A 19,766-nucleotide genomic window follows, 5' to 3' on the forward strand; every position below is an offset into this window, starting at 1 on the left:
GATCACTCCGCGGCGAGAGAGATGCGCGTCGCGAAGGCCTCGTCGAGAAAGGCCCTGAGCTGCGCCTGATGCTTGGACATGGTGCCCGCCGCCGTCGAGGCCGAAGCCGGCCGACCGATATAGCGGGCGCGCTTCGACTTGCCGCCGACCTGCGTCAGCACCCATTCGAGATAGGGCTCGACGAAGGACCAGGCGCCCATGTTCTTGGGCTCCTCCTGACACCAGAAGACATCGGCCTGCTTGAAGCGCGACATCATCGTCACGAGGCCCTTCAGCGGGAAGGGATAGAGCTGCTCCACGCGCAAGAGATAGACGTCATTGGCGCCGCGCGACTCGCGCTCCTCGAGCAAATCATAATAGACCTTGCCCGAGCACAGGATCACGCGCGCGATCTTGTCGTCGGCCGCGAGGCGGAACTTGTCCGAGGGCTGCAATTCGGCGTCGTCGGAGATGAAGCGATGGAACATCGTCCCCTCGCCCATCTCCTCGAGACGCGAGACGCAGCGCTTGTGGCGCAGCAGCGACTTCGGCGTCATCAGCACCAAGGGCTTGCGAATGTCGCGATGCAATTGCCGACGCAGAATGTGGAAGTAGTTGGCCGGCGTCGAGCAATTGGCCACTTGCAGATTGTCTTCCGCGCAGAGCTGCAGATAGCGCTCGAGCCTGGCGGAGGAGTGCTCCGGCCCCTGCCCCTCGTAGCCGTGCGGCAACAGGCAGACGAGGCCCGACATGCGCAGCCATTTGCGCTCGCCGGCGGAGAGGAACTGGTCGAAGACGACCTGCGCGCCATTGGCGAAATCGCCGAATTGCGCCTCCCACAGAACGAGCGCGCGCGGCTCGGCGAGCGAATAGCCATATTCGAAGCCGAGCACGGCCTCTTCCGAGAGCATCGAATTGATGACCTCGAAGCGCCCCTGCCCGACGCCGACATGGTCGAGCGGCAAATAGCGGGATTCGTCCTCCTGATCGATCAGCACGGAATGGCGCTGCGAGAATGTGCCGCGCTCGCTGTCCTGGCCGGAGAGGCGGACATTATAGCCTTCCGCGAGCAGCGAGCCCAAGGCCAGCGCCTCCGCCGTCGCCCAATCTATGCCGACGCCGCTCGAGATCGACGCGCGGCGCGTGTCGAGGAAGCGCTGGATCGTGCGATGAATGTGGAAATTCTCCGGGACTTTCGTCATCTCGACGCCGATGCGGCGCAGGCTCTCCACCGGCACGCCGGTCTTGCCGCGGCGCTCGTCCTCCGAGGACTGATAGCCGGGCTTCACGCCGGCCCAGCGGCCATCCAGCCAGTCCGCCTTGTTGGGCTTGTAGGACTGGGCGGCTTCGAGCTCCTGCTCGAGGCGCTGGCGCCATTCGTTCTTGACCGCGTCTATATCCTCGCGCGTCATCAGCCCTTCGGCGACGAGCTTCTCGCCATAGAGCTCAAGCGTCGTCTTATGCGAACGAATTTTTTTATACATCAACGGCTGGGTGAAGGCCGGCTCGTCGCCCTCATTGTGGCCGAAGCGGCGATAGCACCACATGTCGATGACGACGGGCTTTTGGAACTGCTGACGGAACTCGGTCGCGATGCGCGCGGCGTAGACGACCGCCTCCGGATCGTCGCCATTCACGTGGAAGATCGGCGCCTCGACCGTCTTGGCGACGTCGGACGGATAGGGGGATGAGCGCGAGTAGCGCGGATAGGTGGTGAAGCCGATCTGATTATTGATGATGAAATGCACCGAGCCGCCGGTGCGATGGCCTTTGAGTCCCGAGAGGCCGAAACATTCCGCGACGACGCCCTGGCCGGCGAAGGCGGCGTCGCCATGGATGAGCAGCGGCATCACCACGCGCCGCTCCGTCTCCGTGCAACGATATTGGTCCTGCTTGGCGCGCGCCTTGCCGAGCACCACCGGATCGACGATCTCGAGATGCGACGGATTGGCCGTCAGCGACAAATGCACCCTATTGCCGTCGAACTCGCGGTCGGACGACGCGCCGAGGTGATATTTGACGTCGCCCGAGCCTTCGACCTCGTCCGGCAGGAAGGAGCCGCCCTTGAACTCGTGGAACAGAGCGCGATGCGGCTTGCCCATCACCTGGGAGAGGATGTTCAGCCGGCCGCGATGCGCCATGCCGAGCACGATCTCCTTCGCGCCCAGCGCGCCGCCGCGCTTGATGATCTGCTCCATCGCCGGCACGATCGACTCCGCGCCGTCGAGGCCGAAGCGCTTGGTGCCCGTATATTTGACGTCGAGGAATTTCTCGAAGCCTTCCGCCTCGACGAGCTTGCGCAGAATGGCCTTCTTGCCTTCCTCGGTGAAGGCGATCTCCTTCTTGGGGCCTTCGATGCGCGCTTGAATCCAGGCCTTCTCCTCCGGATTGGAGATATGCATGAACTCATAGCCGATGGGCCCGCAATAGGTGCGGCGCAGGATCGCCACCATCTCGAAGACGCTGGCGTATTTCATGCCCATCACGCCGTCGATGAAGATCTTGCGGTCGTAGTCCTCGTCGGTGAAGCCATAGGTCTCGGGATGCAGCTCGCCATGGTCGTGGCGCTGCTCGAGGCCGAGCGGATCGAGATTGGCGTGCAAATGACCGCGCATGCGATAGGCGCGTATCATCATCAGCGCGCGAACGCTGTCGCGAGCGGCGCGCTGAATCTCCTCGGCCGAAGGCGCGCGCTCGCCGGGCGCAGCCTTGGCCGTGGGCTCGGAGACAGGCTCCGATACAGGCTTGGCGCTCTCGCGCGGCTCGCCGCCGAGCGCCGCGACGAGCTCGTCCGCCGGCGTCGCCGGCCAGCCGGGACGCGCCCAAGATGGACCAATCGACGGACCGCCGGCCGCAGGCGCGGCTTCGGCGTCGAGGCTCGCGAAATAGTCGCGCCAGGCCGGGCCGACCGAGGAGGGATCGGCCTCATAGGCCGCGAGCAGATGTTCGATGTAGCTGGCGTCGACGCTCTGCAGCAGCCTGTTCCCAACGGAAGCGTTCCCGCGCGACGAGGGCTTTTCGCCGCCCGCCGATCCGCCATTCGTCTCGAGACGCGCCATTCTGTTCAGTCTCCCGAGCGCCGAACCTTCTCGAAGTTGAACGAAATCATTTTGACAATTCTTTAAAGATTTCGCTCCGCGCTTTTTTTCGAAGGGATGCGCCGGCGATTCGCTCGCCGGCGCGAGGAGGGACCCCCCGAGACTTGTGTCCGATCCCATTGGATCGGAATTCTGATCGCTCGAACGATTCCGTTCGAGCGGAAAGCGCTCTAACGGTTCAGCGTTTCGACCAAAGTCTTGCCGAGCCGCGCCGGCGAGGGCGAGACGACGATCCCGGCCGATTCCATCGCCGCGATCTTGCTCTCCGCGTCGCCTTTGCCGCCGGAGACGATCGCACCGGCGTGGCCCATGCGCCGCCCCGGAGGGGCGGTACGGCCCGCGATGAAGCCGACCATCGGCTTCTTGCGGCCCCGCTTCGCTTCGTCTTTCAAGAACTGGGCCGCGTCCTCTTCGGCCGAGCCGCCGATCTCGCCGATCATGATGATGGATTTGGTGGCCTCGTCGGCCAGAAACAACTCCAGCACCTCGATGAAGTCGGTTCCCTTGACCGGATCGCCGCCGATTCCGACCGCGCTCGTCTGGCCCAAGCCCTCGCGGGTCGTCTGGAACACGGCCTCATAGGTCAGCGTGCCGGAGCGCGAGACGACGCCGACGGAGCCTTTGCTGAAGATGTTGCCCGGCATGATGCCGATCTTGCTCTCGCCCGCGGTGACGACGCCCGGGCAATTGGGCCCGATGAGGCGGGATTTGGAGCCCGTCAGCGCGCGCTTGACGCGGATCATGTCATGGACCGGAACGCCCTCGGTGATGGCGACGATGAGCGGGATCTCGGCGTCGATCGCCTCGCAAATGGCGTCGGCCGCGCCCGGCGGCGGCACATAGATGACCGAAGCGTCGGCGCCGGTCTTCTCCCGCGCCTGCGCCACCGTGTCGAAGACGGGGAGATCGAGATGGGTCGAACCGCCCTTGCCGGGCGAGACGCCGCCGACCATGCGCGTGCCGTAGCGCACCGCCTGCTCGGAGTGGAAGGTGCCGGTCTTGCCGGTAAATCCTTGACAGATGACCTTGGTGTTCTTGTCGATGAGGACGGACATTCGAGCCCCTGGGGCGTCGGGGCGCGTCAGCGCCGCCAGTCTTTTCGGGGAGCGCGCCCGCTCAAATCACGGGCAGCGCGACGATCTGCTCGCTCGAAACGCGTTATTTCGCCTCTTCGACGAGCCTGGACTGCAAATTATTGAGAAACGTCGCCCGCATCAAGGCTGTGCGAGGCGGAAGCTGGCCCGGCTCCTGCGCGAAATTGCGGCAGAATGCGCAAGCGCCGACAGGGCCGGAGAATTTCTAGGCGCCGCGCCGGCGGGGGCAGACAAGTCGTCGCCGCAGCGCCTATATCCACCGAGCGGCCGCCCGCGCGGGGCGCGGAGCGAAAAATCGAGGGCGCGCATGGGTGAGCACGGCGTGCGGCGCGAAAGCCGCTTTCTCGCCGCCGAAGACGGGCTGCGGCTTCACTATGCGGAATACGAGCCGGCCGGCGGCGGCGGGGCCGTTCCGGTCGTCTGCCTTCCCGGCCTCACGCGCTCGGCGCTGGATTTCCATTCCCTGGCGCAGGCGCTCGCCAGCCGCGGCCGGCGCGTGCTGGCGCTCGACTATCGCGGCCGCGGCCTCTCGGAATGGGACGCGGATTGGAAACGCTACAGCCTGGAGGTCGAGGAGGCCGATATTCTGGCCACGCTCGCGGCGGCCGGCGTCGAGAAGGCGGTCTTCGTCGGCACGTCGCGCGGCGGCATTCACGTGATGCGCCTCGCCATGCGCAAGCCCGAGATTCTGCGCGCCGCGGTCGTCAACGACATCGGCCCGGTCGTGGACGCCGCCGGGCTCAGGCGCATAAAGGGCTATGTGGGGCGCCAGCCGGGCTCCGCCACGATGGCGGTGGCGCTGGCCGCGTTGAAGCTCGTCGCCGGGCCGCAATTCACGAGCCTCGACCAAGCGGAATGGGAGGAGTGGGCGCAGTCCACTTTCGTCGAGAAGAACGGCCGGCTCGAGCTACGCTATGATCCGGCGCTCTCCCATACGCTCGACGAGGTCGGGCCCGACAGCGGGCCGATTCTGTTCGAAGAGGAATGGAAGGCCATGGCCGCCATTCCGACGCTCGTCCTTCGCGGCGGCAATTCCGACCTGCTCTCGCCCGAGACCTTCGCCGCGATGGATGAAGGCCATCCGCTGCTCGAGCGTCTGACCGTGCCGGGCCAAGGCCATGCGCCGCTGCTGCTCGACGCGCCGACAATTCGAGCGATCGCGGATTTCATCGAGCGACGGGGTAGTGAGTGGTGAGTGGTGAGTAGTGAGTGGTGAGTGGTCGGTTGCGGGATGCGCTACTCACTACTCACTACCCACTACGTCAGTCGGCGAGCGGATGCAGGTCGCGCACCATGGCGCGAATGCGCTCGTCGAGCACATGCGTATAGATTTGCGTCGTCGAGATGTCGGCGTGGCCGAGCAGCTCCTGCACGACGCGAAGATCGGCCCCATTCTGCAGCAGATGGCTCGCGAAGGCGTGGCGCAGACCATGCGGGCTGATGTCCTGCGAGGGGAGTCCCGCCGCCGCGGCCGCGCTTTTGAGATCGCGCGCGAAGGCCTGGCGGGTGAGATGCCCTTCCGCGGCGTCGGAGGGAAAAAGGAAAGGCGAGGCCACGAGCCCCGGCGAATGTTTCGCCAGCAAAGCGCGATAGACCTCGAGCGCGGCGCGCGCCTGCTCGGAGAGCGGGACGAGCCGCTCTTTCGAGCCCTTGCCACGCACAGTCACGAAAGGATCGCGCGCGCGCGCCGCGCTCGCCGGCAAAGAAACGAGCTCGGACACGCGCAAGCCGCTGGCGTAGAGGGTCTCGAGCGCGGCGTAGAGGCGCGCGGCGCGCATACGCTCTCCAAAAGGGCGCGCCTCGTCGTCGACCCCCTCCCGCGCCGTGTCCAGCAGGCGCGTGACCTCGGCGATGGAGAGAATGTCCGGCGCGCTGCGATGGCGGCGCGGGCCCTCGAGCGACGCGGCCGGATCGTCGGCGCGATAGCGGTCGACGTAGAGAAATTTGTGGAACTGCTTCAGCGCCGAGAGGCGCCGCGCGGCGGTCGCGCCGCTCATGCCGCGCGCCTCCAGCGCCGCGAGATAGGCGCGCAGCCCATCCGTCTCGACGCGCGTCGGATCGGCGCCGGCCTTGTCGAGAAAAGCGAAATAATCCTCGAGGTCGCGGCGATAGGCGTCGAGCGTGTTGCGCGCGGCGCCGCGCTCGGCGGCCAGCATGTCGAGAAAGGCGACGATCAGCGGCTGGCGCTTGCCGTCGTCCATGAAAATCTCATTTGTTGAGGCGCTGCGGCGCGATCGTCTGCGTCATTTCGCGCGGCTGCGGCGTGACATAGGCTACGAGCGCGAGCATCCCCGCATAGGCGAGGGCGGCGAGCACGCCGACAATGACCAAAAAGCGGATGAGGCTGGGCAAGAATCGGCCCCTTTCGAGAAGAACGCATGGCAGCTATCGCCCGAAGCCGGTCGTTTTGCAACCATCGACGCGCCTCGAGAGATAGGCGCGCGGCCGCCGCCCGCCACGGGCGATCTCTCGTCAGAGTCAACGAACCACCACTTTCGTTCCCACATGGACGCGATCGTAGAGGTCGACGACATCCTCGTTCATCATGCGGATGCAGCCGGAAGAGACGTTCTGGCCGATCGTATAGGGCTCGTTGGTGCCGTGGATACGGTAGAGCGAGGAGCCGAGATACATGGCTCTCGCGCCGAGCGGATTGGCCGGCCCGCCGACCATATGGCGCGGCAGATCGGGCCGGCGGGCGAGCATTTCGCCGGGCGGCGTCCAATCCGGCCATTCGGCCTTGCGGGAGATGGTCTTGACGCCGCTCCAGACGAAGCCCGGACGGCCGACGCCTATGCCATAGCGCAAGGCGCGGCCGCTCGTCTGCACGAGGTAGAGGAATTTGTTCTCAGAGTCGATGACGATCGCGCCGGGGCGCTCGGACCCGTGGTAATCGACCTCCGCACGCAGGAAGACGGGATCGATCTGGCGGCGGACATTGGTCTCCGGCGCGCCCAGCGCGGCGAGGCGCGGGCGAGGTCCCGGCTCCGGCGTCCGGCCGGTGACGAGCAGCTCGATGAAGCCGCCGCCATAGGCGCCGGGCGCAGCCGGCGACACATAGCCGGAAGCGAGGGTGGAAGCCGGGGCCGCGACGACCGGCCCTTGAGCCGGCTCTCGGGCGCGGAAGAGGCTACCCCGCCTCGCGCTCACCTATGCCGGCAATGACGCGTGGCGCGGCGGCGGCCGACCCGATCGAGGACGCGAAAAGGACGGCTACGAAAACGCGGACTCTTCTGGACATGGAACGCACTGCCCCCGGCGTCGCGGAAAGAGATTCGGCGCGAACGTCTTGCTAGATCTGGACCGGGACAAGAATAAACCGTGAGTTCTAATCGTAAATCTGAAGCATTCTTCATGGTTGACGAAAATGAAACGGCCCCGCGCCGCCTGCGATCTAGAGCGTTTCCCGCCGAAGTGGACGCCGGTTCGGCGTTGGAAACGCGTCACAATGAAACACGGAAAGACCCTAAAGATCGATCTCGGCCCACATCGCCGCATGGTCGGAGGCCGCCTCCGAGGCTTTGGTGATTTCCGGATAATGCGGAAAGAGCGTCCCGTTCTTGCCGCCCCACACGCCCTTGCGGAAAATGCCGCCGCCTTTCGCCGCGGCGAACAGCGCCGGCGAGAGGAGAATATAATCGATCTTGTTCGACGCCGCGCCGGCGGCGAAAGTGCCGGGCCGTCCGCCATCGTCGAAATCGGCGTGCTCGCTTATGTCCTTCAGATCGGTCTGGCGGAGCAGCGGCACGAGCGGCGCGCTATCCGGCGTGTCGTTGAAATCGCCGATGACGGCGACGTGATCCGCGCTCTTGCGCAATTGATCGTAAATCTCCTTCACCCGCGCCGCCTGCCGCTCGCGCTTGGCGTTGGAAGTCGTCTGCGAGCCGAAGCCCTTGCTCTTGAAGTGATTGACGAGCAGATGCAGCGCATGGCCCTTGGGCGTGCGGATCTCGTAATGCGCGCAATCGCGGCTGAAGATGCGGCCGGTCTTGTCGCGATCGTCGACATGGCTGTGGATCGCGGCAATGTCGTAGCCCTCGCGCGTATAGAGGCCGACGTCTATTCCGCGATCGTCATTGCCGTCGATGAGCATGGCGTGGGCGTAGGGCCGACCGCCCTGCCCCTTGATGACATTGTCGTTGAAGCGCACGAGCGCCGGCCGGCTCTCCGCCTCCACGACCCCGAGCACATCGGCGTCGACATCGATGATGACGCGCGCCGTGTTGCGCGTCGCCTCTTCGTTCACCTCCTCGCGCTTCAGCTCGACCCAGCCGATCCAATCATTGCGGCCGCCGGCGACGACCTCCATGCCGGCCTTCGCGCGCTTGACGAGATGGCCGCGATTCTGGCGCAGAATCGCGAAAGGGCCGCCGTCGTCGGATTTGTCGAGCTTCAATTCGCCGAGCAGCTTTACGATCTTCTTCTTGTCGGCGGAGGTGTAGACGGCCTTGCCGAATATGGCGGAGAGCTCGGCCTGCGCCGTCAGCGCCTTTCTGCCCTCGGACCATGTCTCGCCATTCAGCGCGCGAGCGCGAAGGAAAAGATTTTCGAGATTAAAGGATGCGAGCTTCATGGGAGACGAGGCGCCTCACGCGAGATACGGCGGCGGCACGCCGCCAGCCGCGCGAGTATAGCTCGCGCCGCACCTATTTCAACGGCCATGGAACGTCGAAGCGCGGCCGTCCCTATCCAAGAATCGTCTCGTCTCGAGTCATTCCGTGTTTCAATGAAACATGGAACGACTCGAGGCGCGAGATCCAGAGCGACAGCCGGACGCCGCATCCATGAGCCGGACGCCCATCGGCGAGCGGTCCGCCTCAGCGCTGCTCCTCTTCCGGACGCCGCTGGTTCTTGAGCATGTCCGCGACGAACTCCAAGGCCTCCTGTAGAGAGGCGCGTTTGTATTCGTCCGCTTCGGGCGACGGCGCCGGCTCGGCTGTCTGTTCGGCTCGATTATCGTCACGACTCTCGAACGGCCGATCCTGCCCGACCGCGACGGGCGGCTCCACGGGCTTCTTCTTTCCCGAATTGGCGGAGAAGGCGTGAGCAGCGGCAGGCGCACGCGGCGGCGCGCCTTTCTCGGGCTGCGGCGCGGTGAGGGGACCTCTGCCGCTCCGACTCGGCGCGGGCTCGGGAGCCCGCTTCGCCTCAGCGCGAGCGACCGAGGATTTGGACGGCGGCGGCTCTCTGTCTATCGACCCGACAAAAGGCGGCGCTCGATCGTCGAAGAACCACGCGCCGCCGACCGAAATCAAGCTGCTCGGTTGCGCCGCCCGGTCCGGGGGAATTGCGCTCTGAGGCGATTCGACAGGCTCGGGAGGCGCCGTCGCGGTCGCCACCGCCGAGGACGGAAAGCTCGACTGGCTTTCCGTCAGACCGACCGCCGGCTCCGGCCTCTGCAACTGCTGGGCTCCTTTGTCGGAGTCGGCGAAGACTTCGCCGGCCGTCGAATGTTGCTCCGCGCTCCTCGGCTCCGGTTCGATTTTCGGCGCGGCGATCTCCGCGCCCCTCCGCTTCGACAGCGGCTCGACGCCGTCGCTTCGAGACAGGAATCCGGCGCCGAGGCTCGCCGCCCCCACCAGCACCGCCGCCATGACATAGCTTGCGGCGGGTGGCCAACCGAGGTGATTTGCCCGGCCCGCGACACTTGGATTTCCGGCATCCGGCGTGCGACGCCGATCCGCCGATTTGTTCTCCATCCGGCCCGACTTCGCATCTCCTGTCGCTTTCGCCCGCGCGGATGCGACGTCCCTCCCGCGGTCGCGCGGAGGTCTTTTGTCCGCGCCGACGGCTTCGCCGCCGCGACGTCGCCGAATCTCCGGCTCGCTCTGCGGCGCTTTCGGTCGCGCGCGCTCCGCAGGGTTGCGATACGGCGGTTCGAAGACCAGCTTGCGAAGGCCTTCTTTTTCTCGGGCCATGCGCGCGCTCTCATCGTCGCCGTCGCGGTTTTCCTGCTGCGAACGGCGACCGACCATCGTCTCGAATTCGGCGGTTTCTTTCACCACGCGCTCGGCCCTTCGGTGTCGATACGGTCCCAAATAGAACTACGATTGGTCGACGCGATGCGATCGGCGGAATCCGTCCTTCCGCGCCCACGAGGCGAATCCGGCGAGCGCCGCCGCCCGTACGCCACACGCTCTCTCACCGGCACGCTCTCTCGCCCAAGGCGATCAACTCGCGCCCCGTGAGAGTGTGCTCAGGATCCGATTCGATTTCGTCGAGCATGTGACGACGCACAACCTCCTCGCGCACGCGCGGTGGATAAGCGTCGAGAAGCAACGCATTTCCGGCATGGGAAATGAATTCGCCTTCCAGAGCCGAATGGAACCACAGGACGGCGTCGGGCATCACGCATCGGATTTTTGCGGCGAGCTTGATCGTGCAGGCGGACGCGCATGTGCCTTCGATCACCACGAGAGCCTCCGCTCTATTGGCGGCGGCGACCGCGTTCACATAGACGGGGATATCTCCGCCATGGTCTACCGGTTGCGGTCCGAAGAATTTCGTCCAGTGGGTCACCTCATTGTGCGACGACGCGATCGTCGGCGAGACAAAACACAGTAGGCAAGCGAGACCGATGACGACCCTGCCCGAGGCGGAGATCATGAACCGCGATGCGCGAAAAGCGGGGGACGGATTCGCGTTTCCCGAATGGCGGAGCCGAACCGCCACGCGATTTTTCATGCTCCTCATCGCCAAATCTGCCGGGGAACTTCGTAAGTGATCGGGTCCGAACAATATTCTTCGCCTCGAACATAGGCGCACGCCACATAATAATGGACGCGGCCGGGAACGACATCCGCGTCGAACAATTGCCCGGACGAGCCATCGGCCTCGACATATTTCGATTTTCCGACGGGAATGCGGTAGATTCGAAGCTCGCTGTACGTCGGTTCCCATGTCAACACGACGCCGAAGGCTCCCGCGCGCCAATCCAAATGCGCTTGCAGATCGACGGGAGCAAATGTGGCCGCCGACGGATCCTCGGAGAGATGAAGCTTATCGTCGCGCGTAGATCGCGGCGCATCGGCGTCCTCCGAATGGGAGCGCGCCTCGAACAGCGAATGTCCCGCAAGATAGATCGCCCCTGCGGCGAGTAGCGCGAGCGTCGCCGCGCCTCTGCCCGAGCGCATTCGCGCGGAGAACATTTCGCGCCACGACTCGGCTCTCGCCGCCGTGCGCAATCCTTCGATCCACCGCAAAGGCGGAGGTAGGCTCGTGTCCGTACCCATGGCGAATTCCTGTGTGAAACAAGCTCGACTCGACGAAGCGCCTCTCAGCCGGCCGCTTTCTCGTCCGTCGACGCGACAAGAGGCTCGCGACTCGCCGGCCGTCGCATCGGCCGACTGATCACACGATCGTCGAGCGCGGCGACGAGGTCCCTCACCGCCTCGACTTTGCGCCAACCAACGAGATTGCCGCACGCGAGCGCGAACACGCAGGCGAGGCCAGTCGTTCGCAGCGGATAGTCGACCAGAGAATGGATCGCGAGCAGAACGACCACGATGCTGGACGCTCGCGCCAATCTCTGATCGAATTCGCAAACGCCATTTTCGGCGCCGCGCCAGACACGCCCGATCGCCGCAAACAGACCGAAGGACAATATGACGACGACCGCGAGGCTCGGCGCGCCGCCCTCCAGCCAAAGCTCCAACCAATCATTGTGCGCGCGGTTTATCAGCTCGGGCGTGATATGCTGCGGATCTTCGAACATCTGATAGACCGACTCGAATGTTCCTATTCCCGCGCCGAAAGGCATATACGAGCTCGCCGCTCTGAAGGTCGTTCGAAAAATCTCGACACGAGGCTCACGCGCGCCGACCTCTTCCACGATGCGAGCGACTTTGTCGCTCCAGATCGTCGCCGCCAGCGCGGCCAAGGCCGTCGTCGCCAATAGCGATACTCCGAGGAGACGCGATCCCTTCGCGATTCGATCGACCGGGACGAGCGTTTTGAAGCCCTCGAACTCACTCAGCGCCATCGCCGCGAGCCCGAGCCCGCCCAAGAGCGCGAGGAACAGGCCGGCGCGCGACCCGGCCGACAAGACGCCGAAAACGAAAGTCGCATAGAGCAGGAAAGCGAGAGCGAGCTTGACAGTCTCGCCCTCTCGCCTGTCTCGAACCCAGCCGATCGACCACGCTCCCAGAAATGCCGCCGCGCAATAAGACAGGGCGCTATAGTGGTTTCGATTCGCGAAAAAACCGACCGGCGAGCTCAGGTTGGTGACCTCGTAAAAGCGCAATGGGGAATTCGGACCGCCATAAGTTTGCGCGACGCCGAGCAACACGCTCAACGCCCCGACCGCGAGCACGGTGACAGTCATCGAACGGCGCAACGCCGGGCCCAGCAGCGCGGACGATAAGAACACAGCGATCGGCGGAATGAGCGACAGGCAGCTGCGCAGCGTCGACTCCGGCTCGAGGCTGAGCGGAAGCCACGGAGGATCGACACCCGCGTGAACGAGCCCTTCGTAGATCGTCGAGCGTCCCGGCAGCCTCGACCAGATCGAGGGCGGCAGGAAACACAGCTGCATCGACGAGATTGCGGCAACCGCTAGCGCGAAACAAAGCGGACCGAGACTCGAAAGCCGAAATTCCCCGCGCATCAGCCGGATCGACAGCAACAGAATGACGACCAAACCGCCCAGCTGCGCGATTGCATCCGACCAGAGGCCTTGTGTCGTGCCGCCGCCCAGCGCGAGAGCCGCTCCGCAAGCCGCGAGGATCGGCCAATCGCTAGCCGATCTGAATGATGCTCCACTCTCCATCGAATGCCTCGAACGCGATCTCGACAGTCATAAAAGCGCGCGCCCCGACCAGAGGCGCGCGCCTTGCCGAAAACAGGCGAATCAGGGGCTGATCACCAGGAGAACGGTGTTGCCCCCACCGCCATTGCTGGGGAGGGCGATGCCGGCGGCGATGCCGCCCGCGGCGAGCAGGGCGGCCGGCGCCGCCCATTGGCCGAGGTTCTGGTCCAGCGATTGCGCTTTCGCTCCTTCGATGCGCTTCGAGCACTCTTTGGCGGAGGTCGAGATCACAGTGATCGAGCGCGCGCCGATTTCACGGTCGCCCTTGCACTTGCCGCGCAGAAAGGAAACGATCGCCGAGCCGTCGCCCACCGCCAAGCGGTCGCCTTCCGACAGCTGTGTTCCCCGTCTCGCGGTGACGATGCCGTCCGAGGTCTGGACAGACACTTGTCCCGACGTCTCGCTCAGCACAGCGACAGGCGCCGCGAGCGCAACGTCCGCGGTCAGCATGACCGCGACTGTAAAAAACATCTTCGGCGCAATTCGCATAGCAGATCTCCATTCGAATGACTTGGTTCCAGAAAGCAAGGTCACGCCATCGCGCACATCGGAGCGTCGACTCTCTACGAACAGAAATTTCGACGCCGGAAAATAGCAGGCGGCATTTTATCCGACAAACGAAATTTCGACCTAGGTAGCGCGGCGCCTCGAGCTTCGGCGCGATCCTCATTGGGCTTTCGCTTCGACGGGCGCATAGATGAACGGGCGCCGGAACATCCCTCCCATATGATGCGGATTATGACACCGCAGCGCGAGCGAATTCGCGCCGGAGCGAACCCAGTTCTTCAGCGACGCATCCCATTCGAAACGAAAGTCGTTGTGCCACCAGAGCGCCTGCTGCTTTCGCCTCGCGGTTTCCCTGCCGTTTACGAACAGCTCACAATCGTTGAAGAGCCCCGGAAAGTGAATATGAGGATTGGCCGCGATCTGTTCCGCCGAAAGAGTCACATCCGTTCGATACCAGATGTCGCCGACGAAGCTCTGTCGATCCGCGGCGCGAATTCCCTGAGCCTGCACGTAGAGATCCGTACGGATCCTCTCCCATTGATCGGCTGGATAATCCTTGCGCGCGTTGAGATCATAATCTTTCGCATGAGCGCGCCAGAAGGTCAGATCGACCGGATCGCCCAGCAGCGCGGACGGGGTCGCCGAGCGCTCGGGATCGCGACGAAAGCTCCATTCGAGCGGCAACAGAACGAGCAGTCTGCCCTTTTCTCCGTTCACCAGCGCATCGAGCTCACGATATTGTCGAACCTCGCCGGACCAGAACCCGTAGCCTTTCTCGAGGCGAGTCGTAGTGAAAGATTTGCTCGCGTCGGACAGAGCGTCGCGCGCTCGCAATCCACTCTCGCCCGCGGCGACCGCCTCGCGATAATCCGCCCGCGTCGCGGCGGCCTCGACCATCGCCATGTAGGATTTCAGCGTTTCGTAGCCGAGCCGCACGAACCGCATTCGCTCCAGATAGAGCGACTCGTTGCGCGACAGGCGCCGTCCGGGCGCGCGCAAATATTCGACCGACCGTTCCGCGGCGAGCAGCGACGCGCCCAGTCGGGCGACGAGCTCGGGAGTGTAGATCGCCGGCGCGACAAAATACTCGTGCTCAGTCACGATCGTTTTCCGCCAAGCCTCGAAAATCGCGTCCCAATAGTCCCGCATCGGCTTTTCCGCCGGTCCGAAGAAGCGCGCATAGAAATCCTCGAGCAGCGAAGCGACGTTCTCGTCGGGATTCCACATCAGCCGGCCACGCAAATAGAGGTTGGTGATCGTCGTCGCGAGCGCCATTCGACTTTCGGTCGTGAATCCGATCACGCCGGCGTCGCGATAGATTTTCACATCGCGTTCGAACGCCTGATGCGACGGATTTGGCAGATCGCGCCACATCAGCATCGATTGATCATAGTCATAGATCGTCACACGGCCGCCCAGCAGCTTCGTCCATCGCTCGAGGATGGCCTTGTACTCCTGCTTCGGAGGCGACTGCGGATCATCCATCGCGTGGATCGGATCGATGTCGATCGGCGCCAAAGTCCCGAAAAGCGCCGGCTCCAGATCCATGTCCCGGGCCGGGGGCAAAAACATATTGGAGTAGCCCAAAAAGAGGATTTTCGATCGACTATCTGGATGTCGCTCTCGCAGGCGCGTCGCGACGCCGTTCAGCAGCTCCAGCATCGCATCGGTGACGGACGGGCCGAGATTGTACTTGTCCCAGCGCAGCGCCATCAATTCATTGTCGCGCTGAAATGGAGAAGAATAGAGACCGTCCTCCATCGCGAGAGAAAAATCCTGGCCCTTCGCATAGAGCGCGTCGACCTGATGAGCCACCATTTCCGCCGTATCGGGATCCGAGAGCGGGACGCTGAAGGGGTTCTTCCCCAGCCCTTTCGTGTAACTTCCGAGCGCATGAGTGGCGATTTTGACGCTGTTCTTGGTGTTCATCATGTTGCGCAGCTGAAAATCCTCGAGACCCGCGCTCTCTCCCAGCCAAGCGACCCAGAAGTTCCGGATTTCGAAGGGCGGCGAATAAGCGAGACCGAGAGTCCCGATGGCGAGCTGCGCCTCCTCCGGAACGCATTCCCCGAAGGCGCCCGGCATGAACCACCGCACGCCCCATTCGCGCAGCAACTCCGCCACGGCGAAGTAATGGCTCTCGTCGTTCGCGCCAGCCAGATAGACTCTGGAGCCGTCGCGCCAGAGCGCGACGCCATCGGCCCGCATGTAGGGATTTTTCTTCACGACAGACGCCAACCGATCGGACAATTCCGGCTTTGCCGCGAGCGCGGCCTGGCCCACGAGAATGAGCGGCCGACCGCTCGCCAGAGCTCCGTCGACCGCCTCCTGCGTTCGCGTCACCGGCAGAGCCGCGCCGGCCATCAGCTCAATGTATTTTTCGAGGTCTTCCGCAGCCTGGCGCTCGTAGCGCCCGGCCTGCGGCGAAACCACGATGATCGCGTCGCTCGCTCCATGATCCGCGACGACGAACGGCGCGCCCTCCCGATCACCCGCGACAGCCGCAAAAGACGGTTCGCACATCGTCATCGAGGCGATGACGAGCGCCGGCGGCAATGCGGAGAGCCAGCGCGTCATTGTCGACGGCGCGCTGTTCCTATGCGCATGCAGAACTTCCAGATTCAGATATCTCACGAGCGCATCATCCCATCCGTTAAGAATCGCCAGCAAACGACAGGGAACCGATGTTCCGCGAAACCATTCGGCGCGATGATGCAGAGGATACCGTCTTTCTTCAGCACTCTCGCCATTTCGATTGTGGTGACAAAAACGACCTCGATGTGTTCGAGCGCTTGGCCGGATATCACCACATCGAAGCTGTCACACACTCGAATCGGCGGTCGCCGAAGACATTCCGAGAAAAATGCGACGTGGTGCGACTGGCGATTCTCGTTTTCAGCGGCTCACGGCGATGTCGCCGAGAACACTCTCCCATGTGTCGAGCGCCTTCGACAATCCGTAGACCTCCCGAATGCGCGCCGCGCCGACCTGCGTAAGTCGTTCGACTTCCTCTGGGGTCGCCATCAGACGCGCGAGGGCGATCGCCAGCGCTTCGGCGCGTCCGTTTCTTCCATCGACGAGAACTCCGTTCACGCCATTTTCGATCAGCGTGTCAGTGCCCGGACAGTCGTCGAAGGCGACCGCCGGCGTGCCGTTGAGCAAAGCTTCCGCCGTCGCGAGCCCGAAACTCTCGTATTTCGACGGCGATACGAAAAGACGGGCCTTGCGATACTCCGCGTCGATTTCTTTGATTGCGCCCGGCAGCTCGATCCGATCGGCGAGACCGCAATCGGCGATCTGCCTTTCCAGTTCGCCGCGCAGCTCTCCCTCGCCGACGATCCTCAACGTCCAATCGGGAAAGCGCTGGGCCAGCATGGCAAAGGCCTCGATGAGGCACCTATGATCTTTTTGCGAGGACAACCGTCCGACGGCGAGCAGCACCTTTGCTTTTGCCGCCGGGTCCGCCGTATCCGAGCCGACCACGTATCCGTCGCCGATCGGATTGGGAACGACGATCATTCGGCGCCTCAGCCAGCGCGGAAATCTCGATCTGATCCGTTCGGAAACCACTGTGATCTTGTTCGTGAGCAATGGCGTCAGCATGAGAAGCGCCCGCTGAAAGCTCCGCCCACTATAATGTTCCGTGCCTATGTGCTCGCTCGCGATCATCGGAATTCCCGAGCCGATGAGCGCCAATCCGATCGGAACGAAGGAACTGTGCATGAAAGCGACCACGACGTCCGGGCGGCGCCGCATAATTTCCCGCCGCATCGCCCAAATGCGTCTCAGAACCTCGCCGAAATTCGAGCTGCGTTCCACCGCGCCGACGCCGAGAAAAACCTGCCGCACCGATCCGGGAATCGGATAGTAGGACGGCTTCTCGGGCGGATCGCTGGTGATTACGGTGACGCGGTGCCCGCGATCGACGAGCCCAGAGGCAATGCGGGCCAACACGCGCTCCGCGCCGCCGCCTGGAATGCTCATCGCCTTTATCACGAACGCCACATGCAGGCGCGGGACGGCCTTGTCCATCGGCGCTAACCTAGGCCCAGCGACGCGAGATGACGCGCGACAACGGCCTCGGTCGTGAACGGACGCACCGCCTCCTCGAGCTTTTCGTCTTTGGAATCGCTGTCGAGCGCCCGCAGAATCGCCTCGGCCATTGCCGGCGGCGAGCCGACCGGGACCAATTCCCCGAACTCTCCATCCTTGAGCACCTCTCGCGGGCCGGTCGGGCAATTCGTCGAAACGACGGGACAACCGCACGCCATCGCTTCGACGAGCACATTGGGCAAACCTTCGACGCGTGACGAAAGAACGAAAAGTCGCGATTTTTGGAAATATTTCATCGGATTGCTTTGAAATCCGAGGAGTTGCGCCCTATCTGTCAGTTCCAGTCGATCGATCAGAGCTTGCAGCTCGCCTCTCAGCGGACCGTCTCCCAATATCACGAGCCTCGCGAACCTCCTGTCATTGACGATTTTCATCGCTTCGATGATATCGGCGAATCTTTTTTCTGGAGCGAGCCGGCCCGCCGAGACAATGAGTGGGACCGCCTTGTCGGCGAACCAGGGATGATCCACGCTCTCTTTCTTCTTCCGATGCAGATCGTCGTCGACGATGACATTGTAAATCGCCGAATGACGGGTCTGGCCGAAGACATTCCGATATTGTCCGACCATGTCCTCGGAGACGCATGTCAGAACATCGGCCCGTCGCCACAGCAGGCGGCTGACATGCTTCAAGACCCATTTCTTAGAAAAAATGACGTTCGAATATGTATCGAACGGCGTAACGCGGGATGAAACACTCAATTTTGCGTGCGATCCAGCAAGAAGAGCGGCGAGCACGACTATCGCGTTCAGGTGATCCTCTGCTGAAAAGATCACATCAGGCCGTTTTTTTCGTATGAAGCGCATGATCGGGAACAGCAGATTTACGGCCCGCGATTGGCCGAAATCGTGTATGCCTATTCCGTCGCCTCCCGGAGCTTCTATGCCTTCCGGAATACATCCGAAAGCGAAGTCGACCCGATCTCCCCTTGCGACGAAAGCCCTGGCGAGACGAAGCTGAGCGAGAGGCACACCCGACCGGCTATACCTCGCAGTAAAGAAACAAATAGCGGTCATATTCACATCCCGAGAAAATTCGGCGCGCGCCGCCCACGTTCTATCGATCGCCTAACGCCTGCAAATGGCGCGCGCGCGCCGCCGGAAAGGAATAACGGCTTTCATACAGCGCTCGCAATTGAGGATCGAACGCGGGCAAAGTGAGCCCACTCAGCGAATTCAAGGTCGCGACGAAGTCCTCGCTGTCCTTGCAGACCCAGCCGACGCGCGCGGCTACGTCCTCGTAGCCACTGAACGCCTGCGGCGTTCCGAGAATCTTCTTTCCGAACATCAACGCCTCCGCGACCTTCGTCTTCATTCCCGAACCGTCGAAAATCGGAGCGATGATGATATTCGCGCCCAAATACCAATGACCGAGGTCCTCCACGCTCCCGATCACTCGCACTTTGCCGCTGCGCTCGAGACGCGGCTTCATGGCGTCCATCCCGCGACCGATGATTACCGTCTCCATGCGGATATGGGGCGCGACATTGTCGACGAACCAAAGGATGCCCGCCTTATTCGCGTAGAAAGCGCTTCCTACGAACAAGAGATAGGGATCTCGTTCGAGGCTTGCTGGGACGACGGAGTCGAGAGTGGATTTCATCTTGTCTCTGACCGCCATGGGCCAGATCAATGACGCGCGCCGCCCGTAAGTGCGATAGAGCACCCGGCTGTCGGCTTCCGAGAGAGTGACGATAACGTCACTATTCTTCACCGCTTTTCGTTCGGCGACATAGTTTGCGACAAGCACGAGAAGCGCGCGCAATGTCCGGGAAGCGTAGAACGCCCCGAGGAAGAATCGCGCTTCGACATTATGAAAGAACGTCGTGATTTTGATCGGAAGATTTTGTCGCTTCAAAGCGGATGCGACGACGCCCATGTTGGAGCCGTCGATGAAAACCTGCGTGATCTCCTTTTCTCGCACCATCCGCACGATTGCGCGCAGAGAGACCTCGTTCACCCCGTCGATGTGGCCGCTCATCGCCGCGACGAGATCGGCCGCCGTACGCACCGGAGCAGACTCGAGCTCGACAACGAACAGATCGTCTTCGAATATCTCTTGCAGACAATCGCGGTTCAACGCCAATAGCAGTTCGCGACCGCCGTGGAGATCACCGGCGATTTTTTTTGTGACCAACAAAAGTCGCGACATGACGGAGCCTTTCATCAA

At 63.2% G+C, this 19,766-nt stretch carries 16 protein-coding genes and 1 pseudogene; 1 reads left to right on the plus strand and 16 read right to left on the minus strand.

The genetic code is table 11. The features are described from left to right. Nucleotides 1-2: 2 nt before the first annotated feature. Both Mspo_RS00600 and sucD read right to left on the minus strand, forming a co-directional pair. Nucleotides 3-3,038: a 2-oxoglutarate dehydrogenase E1 component gene (locus Mspo_RS00600; RefSeq protein ID WP_201281591.1), complete on the minus strand. Its 3,036-nt coding sequence runs from the start codon at nt 3,036-3,038 to the stop codon at nt 3-5. A 209-nt stretch (nt 3,039-3,247) separates the two neighbouring features. Further along, on the minus strand, nt 3,248-4,132 hold the full coding sequence (sucD, locus tag Mspo_RS00605; protein WP_159726001.1) for a succinate--CoA ligase subunit alpha: 885 nt from the start codon (nt 4,130-4,132) through the stop codon (nt 3,248-3,250). Between the two features lie 346 nt (nt 4,133-4,478). On the opposite strand from sucD, the gene Mspo_RS00610 reads away from it, so the two are divergent. Continuing rightward, the gene (locus Mspo_RS00610; protein WP_159726002.1) at nt 4,479-5,366 is read left to right on the plus strand and encodes an alpha/beta fold hydrolase; all 888 of its coding nucleotides are present in this window, start codon (nt 4,479-4,481) and stop codon (nt 5,364-5,366) included. A 67-nt stretch (nt 5,367-5,433) separates the two neighbouring features. Here the strand turns inward: Mspo_RS00610 and Mspo_RS00615 are convergent, their stop codons facing one another. From Mspo_RS00615 to Mspo_RS00680, 14 genes and pseudogenes are all read right to left on the minus strand, one after another. Then, nucleotides 5,434-6,372 carry a site-specific tyrosine recombinase XerD gene (locus Mspo_RS00615; RefSeq protein ID WP_159726003.1) on the minus strand — a complete coding sequence of 313 codons (939 nt, stop codon included), beginning with the start codon at nt 6,370-6,372 and terminating at the stop codon, nt 5,434-5,436. A 7-nt stretch (nt 6,373-6,379) separates the two neighbouring features. Continuing rightward, a complete protein-coding gene (locus Mspo_RS00620) occupies nt 6,380-6,523 on the minus strand; it encodes an oxidoreductase (RefSeq protein WP_159726004.1) in 144 nt (47 codons plus the stop codon). Nucleotides 6,524-6,649: 126 nt separating this feature from the next. Then, nucleotides 6,650-7,228 carry a L,D-transpeptidase gene (locus tag Mspo_RS00625; protein WP_159726005.1) on the minus strand — a complete coding sequence of 193 codons (579 nt, stop codon included), beginning with the start codon at nt 7,226-7,228 and terminating at the stop codon, nt 6,650-6,652. A 409-nt stretch (nt 7,229-7,637) separates the two neighbouring features. Next, the gene (locus Mspo_RS00630; protein ID WP_159726006.1) at nt 7,638-8,744 is read right to left on the minus strand and encodes an endonuclease/exonuclease/phosphatase family protein; all 1,107 of its coding nucleotides are present in this window, start codon (nt 8,742-8,744) and stop codon (nt 7,638-7,640) included. A 244-nt stretch (nt 8,745-8,988) separates the two neighbouring features. Next, complete coding sequence (locus tag Mspo_RS00635; RefSeq protein ID WP_159726007.1) at nt 8,989-9,180, minus strand: hypothetical protein; 192 nt, start codon at nt 9,178-9,180, stop codon at nt 8,989-8,991. A 1,132-nt stretch (nt 9,181-10,312) separates the two neighbouring features. After that, on the minus strand, nt 10,313-10,777 hold the full coding sequence (locus Mspo_RS00640) for a hypothetical protein (RefSeq protein WP_159726008.1): 465 nt from the start codon (nt 10,775-10,777) through the stop codon (nt 10,313-10,315). 83 nt (nt 10,778-10,860) lie between these two features. Then, complete coding sequence (locus Mspo_RS00645; RefSeq protein WP_159726009.1) at nt 10,861-11,403, minus strand: hypothetical protein; 543 nt, start codon at nt 11,401-11,403, stop codon at nt 10,861-10,863. A 44-nt stretch (nt 11,404-11,447) separates the two neighbouring features. Next, the gene (locus Mspo_RS00650) at nt 11,448-12,704 is read right to left on the minus strand and encodes an O-antigen ligase (protein ID WP_159726010.1); all 1,257 of its coding nucleotides are present in this window, start codon (nt 12,702-12,704) and stop codon (nt 11,448-11,450) included. 315 nt (nt 12,705-13,019) lie between these two features. Beyond that, nucleotides 13,020-13,523 (minus strand): hypothetical protein, encoded by a 504-nt coding sequence (locus tag Mspo_RS00655; RefSeq protein ID WP_159726011.1) that lies wholly within the window; start codon nt 13,521-13,523, stop codon nt 13,020-13,022. A 120-nt stretch (nt 13,524-13,643) separates the two neighbouring features. Next, nucleotides 13,644-16,118, minus strand: coding sequence for a DUF4838 domain-containing protein (locus Mspo_RS00660; protein WP_159726012.1), 2,475 nt, complete (start codon nt 16,116-16,118; stop codon nt 13,644-13,646). Continuing rightward, a pseudogene (locus Mspo_RS20240) lies at nt 16,115-16,342 on the minus strand (methyltransferase domain-containing protein); the annotation flags it as partial. The gene Mspo_RS00660 and the pseudogene Mspo_RS20240, both read right to left, overlap by 4 nt. A gap of 37 nt (nt 16,343-16,379) precedes the next feature. Next, nucleotides 16,380-17,516 carry a glycosyltransferase family 4 protein gene (locus tag Mspo_RS00670; protein ID WP_159726013.1) on the minus strand — a complete coding sequence of 379 codons (1,137 nt, stop codon included), beginning with the start codon at nt 17,514-17,516 and terminating at the stop codon, nt 16,380-16,382. 5 nt (nt 17,517-17,521) lie between these two features. Continuing rightward, nucleotides 17,522-18,613, minus strand: a complete 1,092-nt coding sequence (locus Mspo_RS00675) for a glycosyltransferase (RefSeq protein ID WP_159726014.1) — start codon at nt 18,611-18,613, stop codon at nt 17,522-17,524. Nucleotides 18,614-18,653: 40 nt separating this feature from the next. Beyond that, on the minus strand, nt 18,654-19,748 hold the full coding sequence (locus Mspo_RS00680; protein WP_159726015.1) for a glycosyltransferase: 1,095 nt from the start codon (nt 19,746-19,748) through the stop codon (nt 18,654-18,656). Between the last annotated feature and the right edge of the window lie 18 nt (nt 19,749-19,766).

It is taken from the genome of Methylosinus sp. Ce-a6, from assembly GCF_009811655.1.
In the GTDB taxonomy this organism is placed as follows: Bacteria; Pseudomonadota; Alphaproteobacteria; order Rhizobiales; family Beijerinckiaceae; genus Methylosinus.

Bases quoted from the DNA above. Each gene is read 5' to 3' on its own strand.
- Mspo_RS00600 (WP_201281591.1), bottom strand. From the start codon at position 3,038: ATGGCGCGTCTCGAGACGAATGGCGGATCGGCGGGCGGCGAAAAGCCC.
- Mspo_RS00610 (WP_159726002.1), top strand. From the start codon at position 4,479: ATGGGTGAGCACGGCGTGCGGCGCGAAAGCCGCTTTCTCGCCGCCGAA.
- sucD (WP_159726001.1), bottom strand. From the start codon at position 4,132: ATGTCCGTCCTCATCGACAAGAACACCAAGGTCATCTGTCAAGGATTT.
- Mspo_RS00615 (WP_159726003.1), bottom strand. From the start codon at position 6,372: ATGGACGACGGCAAGCGCCAGCCGCTGATCGTCGCCTTTCTCGACATG.
- Mspo_RS00645 (WP_159726009.1), bottom strand. From the start codon at position 11,403: ATGGGTACGGACACGAGCCTACCTCCGCCTTTGCGGTGGATCGAAGGA.
- Mspo_RS00680 (WP_159726015.1), bottom strand. From the start codon at position 19,748: ATGTCGCGACTTTTGTTGGTCACAAAAAAAATCGCCGGTGATCTCCAC.
- Mspo_RS00640 (WP_159726008.1), bottom strand. From the start codon at position 10,777: ATGATCTCCGCCTCGGGCAGGGTCGTCATCGGTCTCGCTTGCCTACTG.
- Mspo_RS00675 (WP_159726014.1), bottom strand. From the start codon at position 18,613: ATGACCGCTATTTGTTTCTTTACTGCGAGGTATAGCCGGTCGGGTGTG.
- Mspo_RS00670 (WP_159726013.1), bottom strand. From the start codon at position 17,516: ATGGACAAGGCCGTCCCGCGCCTGCATGTGGCGTTCGTGATAAAGGCG.
- Mspo_RS00630 (WP_159726006.1), bottom strand. From the start codon at position 8,744: ATGAAGCTCGCATCCTTTAATCTCGAAAATCTTTTCCTTCGCGCTCGC.
- Mspo_RS00650 (WP_159726010.1), bottom strand. From the start codon at position 12,704: ATGCAGCTGTGTTTCCTGCCGCCCTCGATCTGGTCGAGGCTGCCGGGA.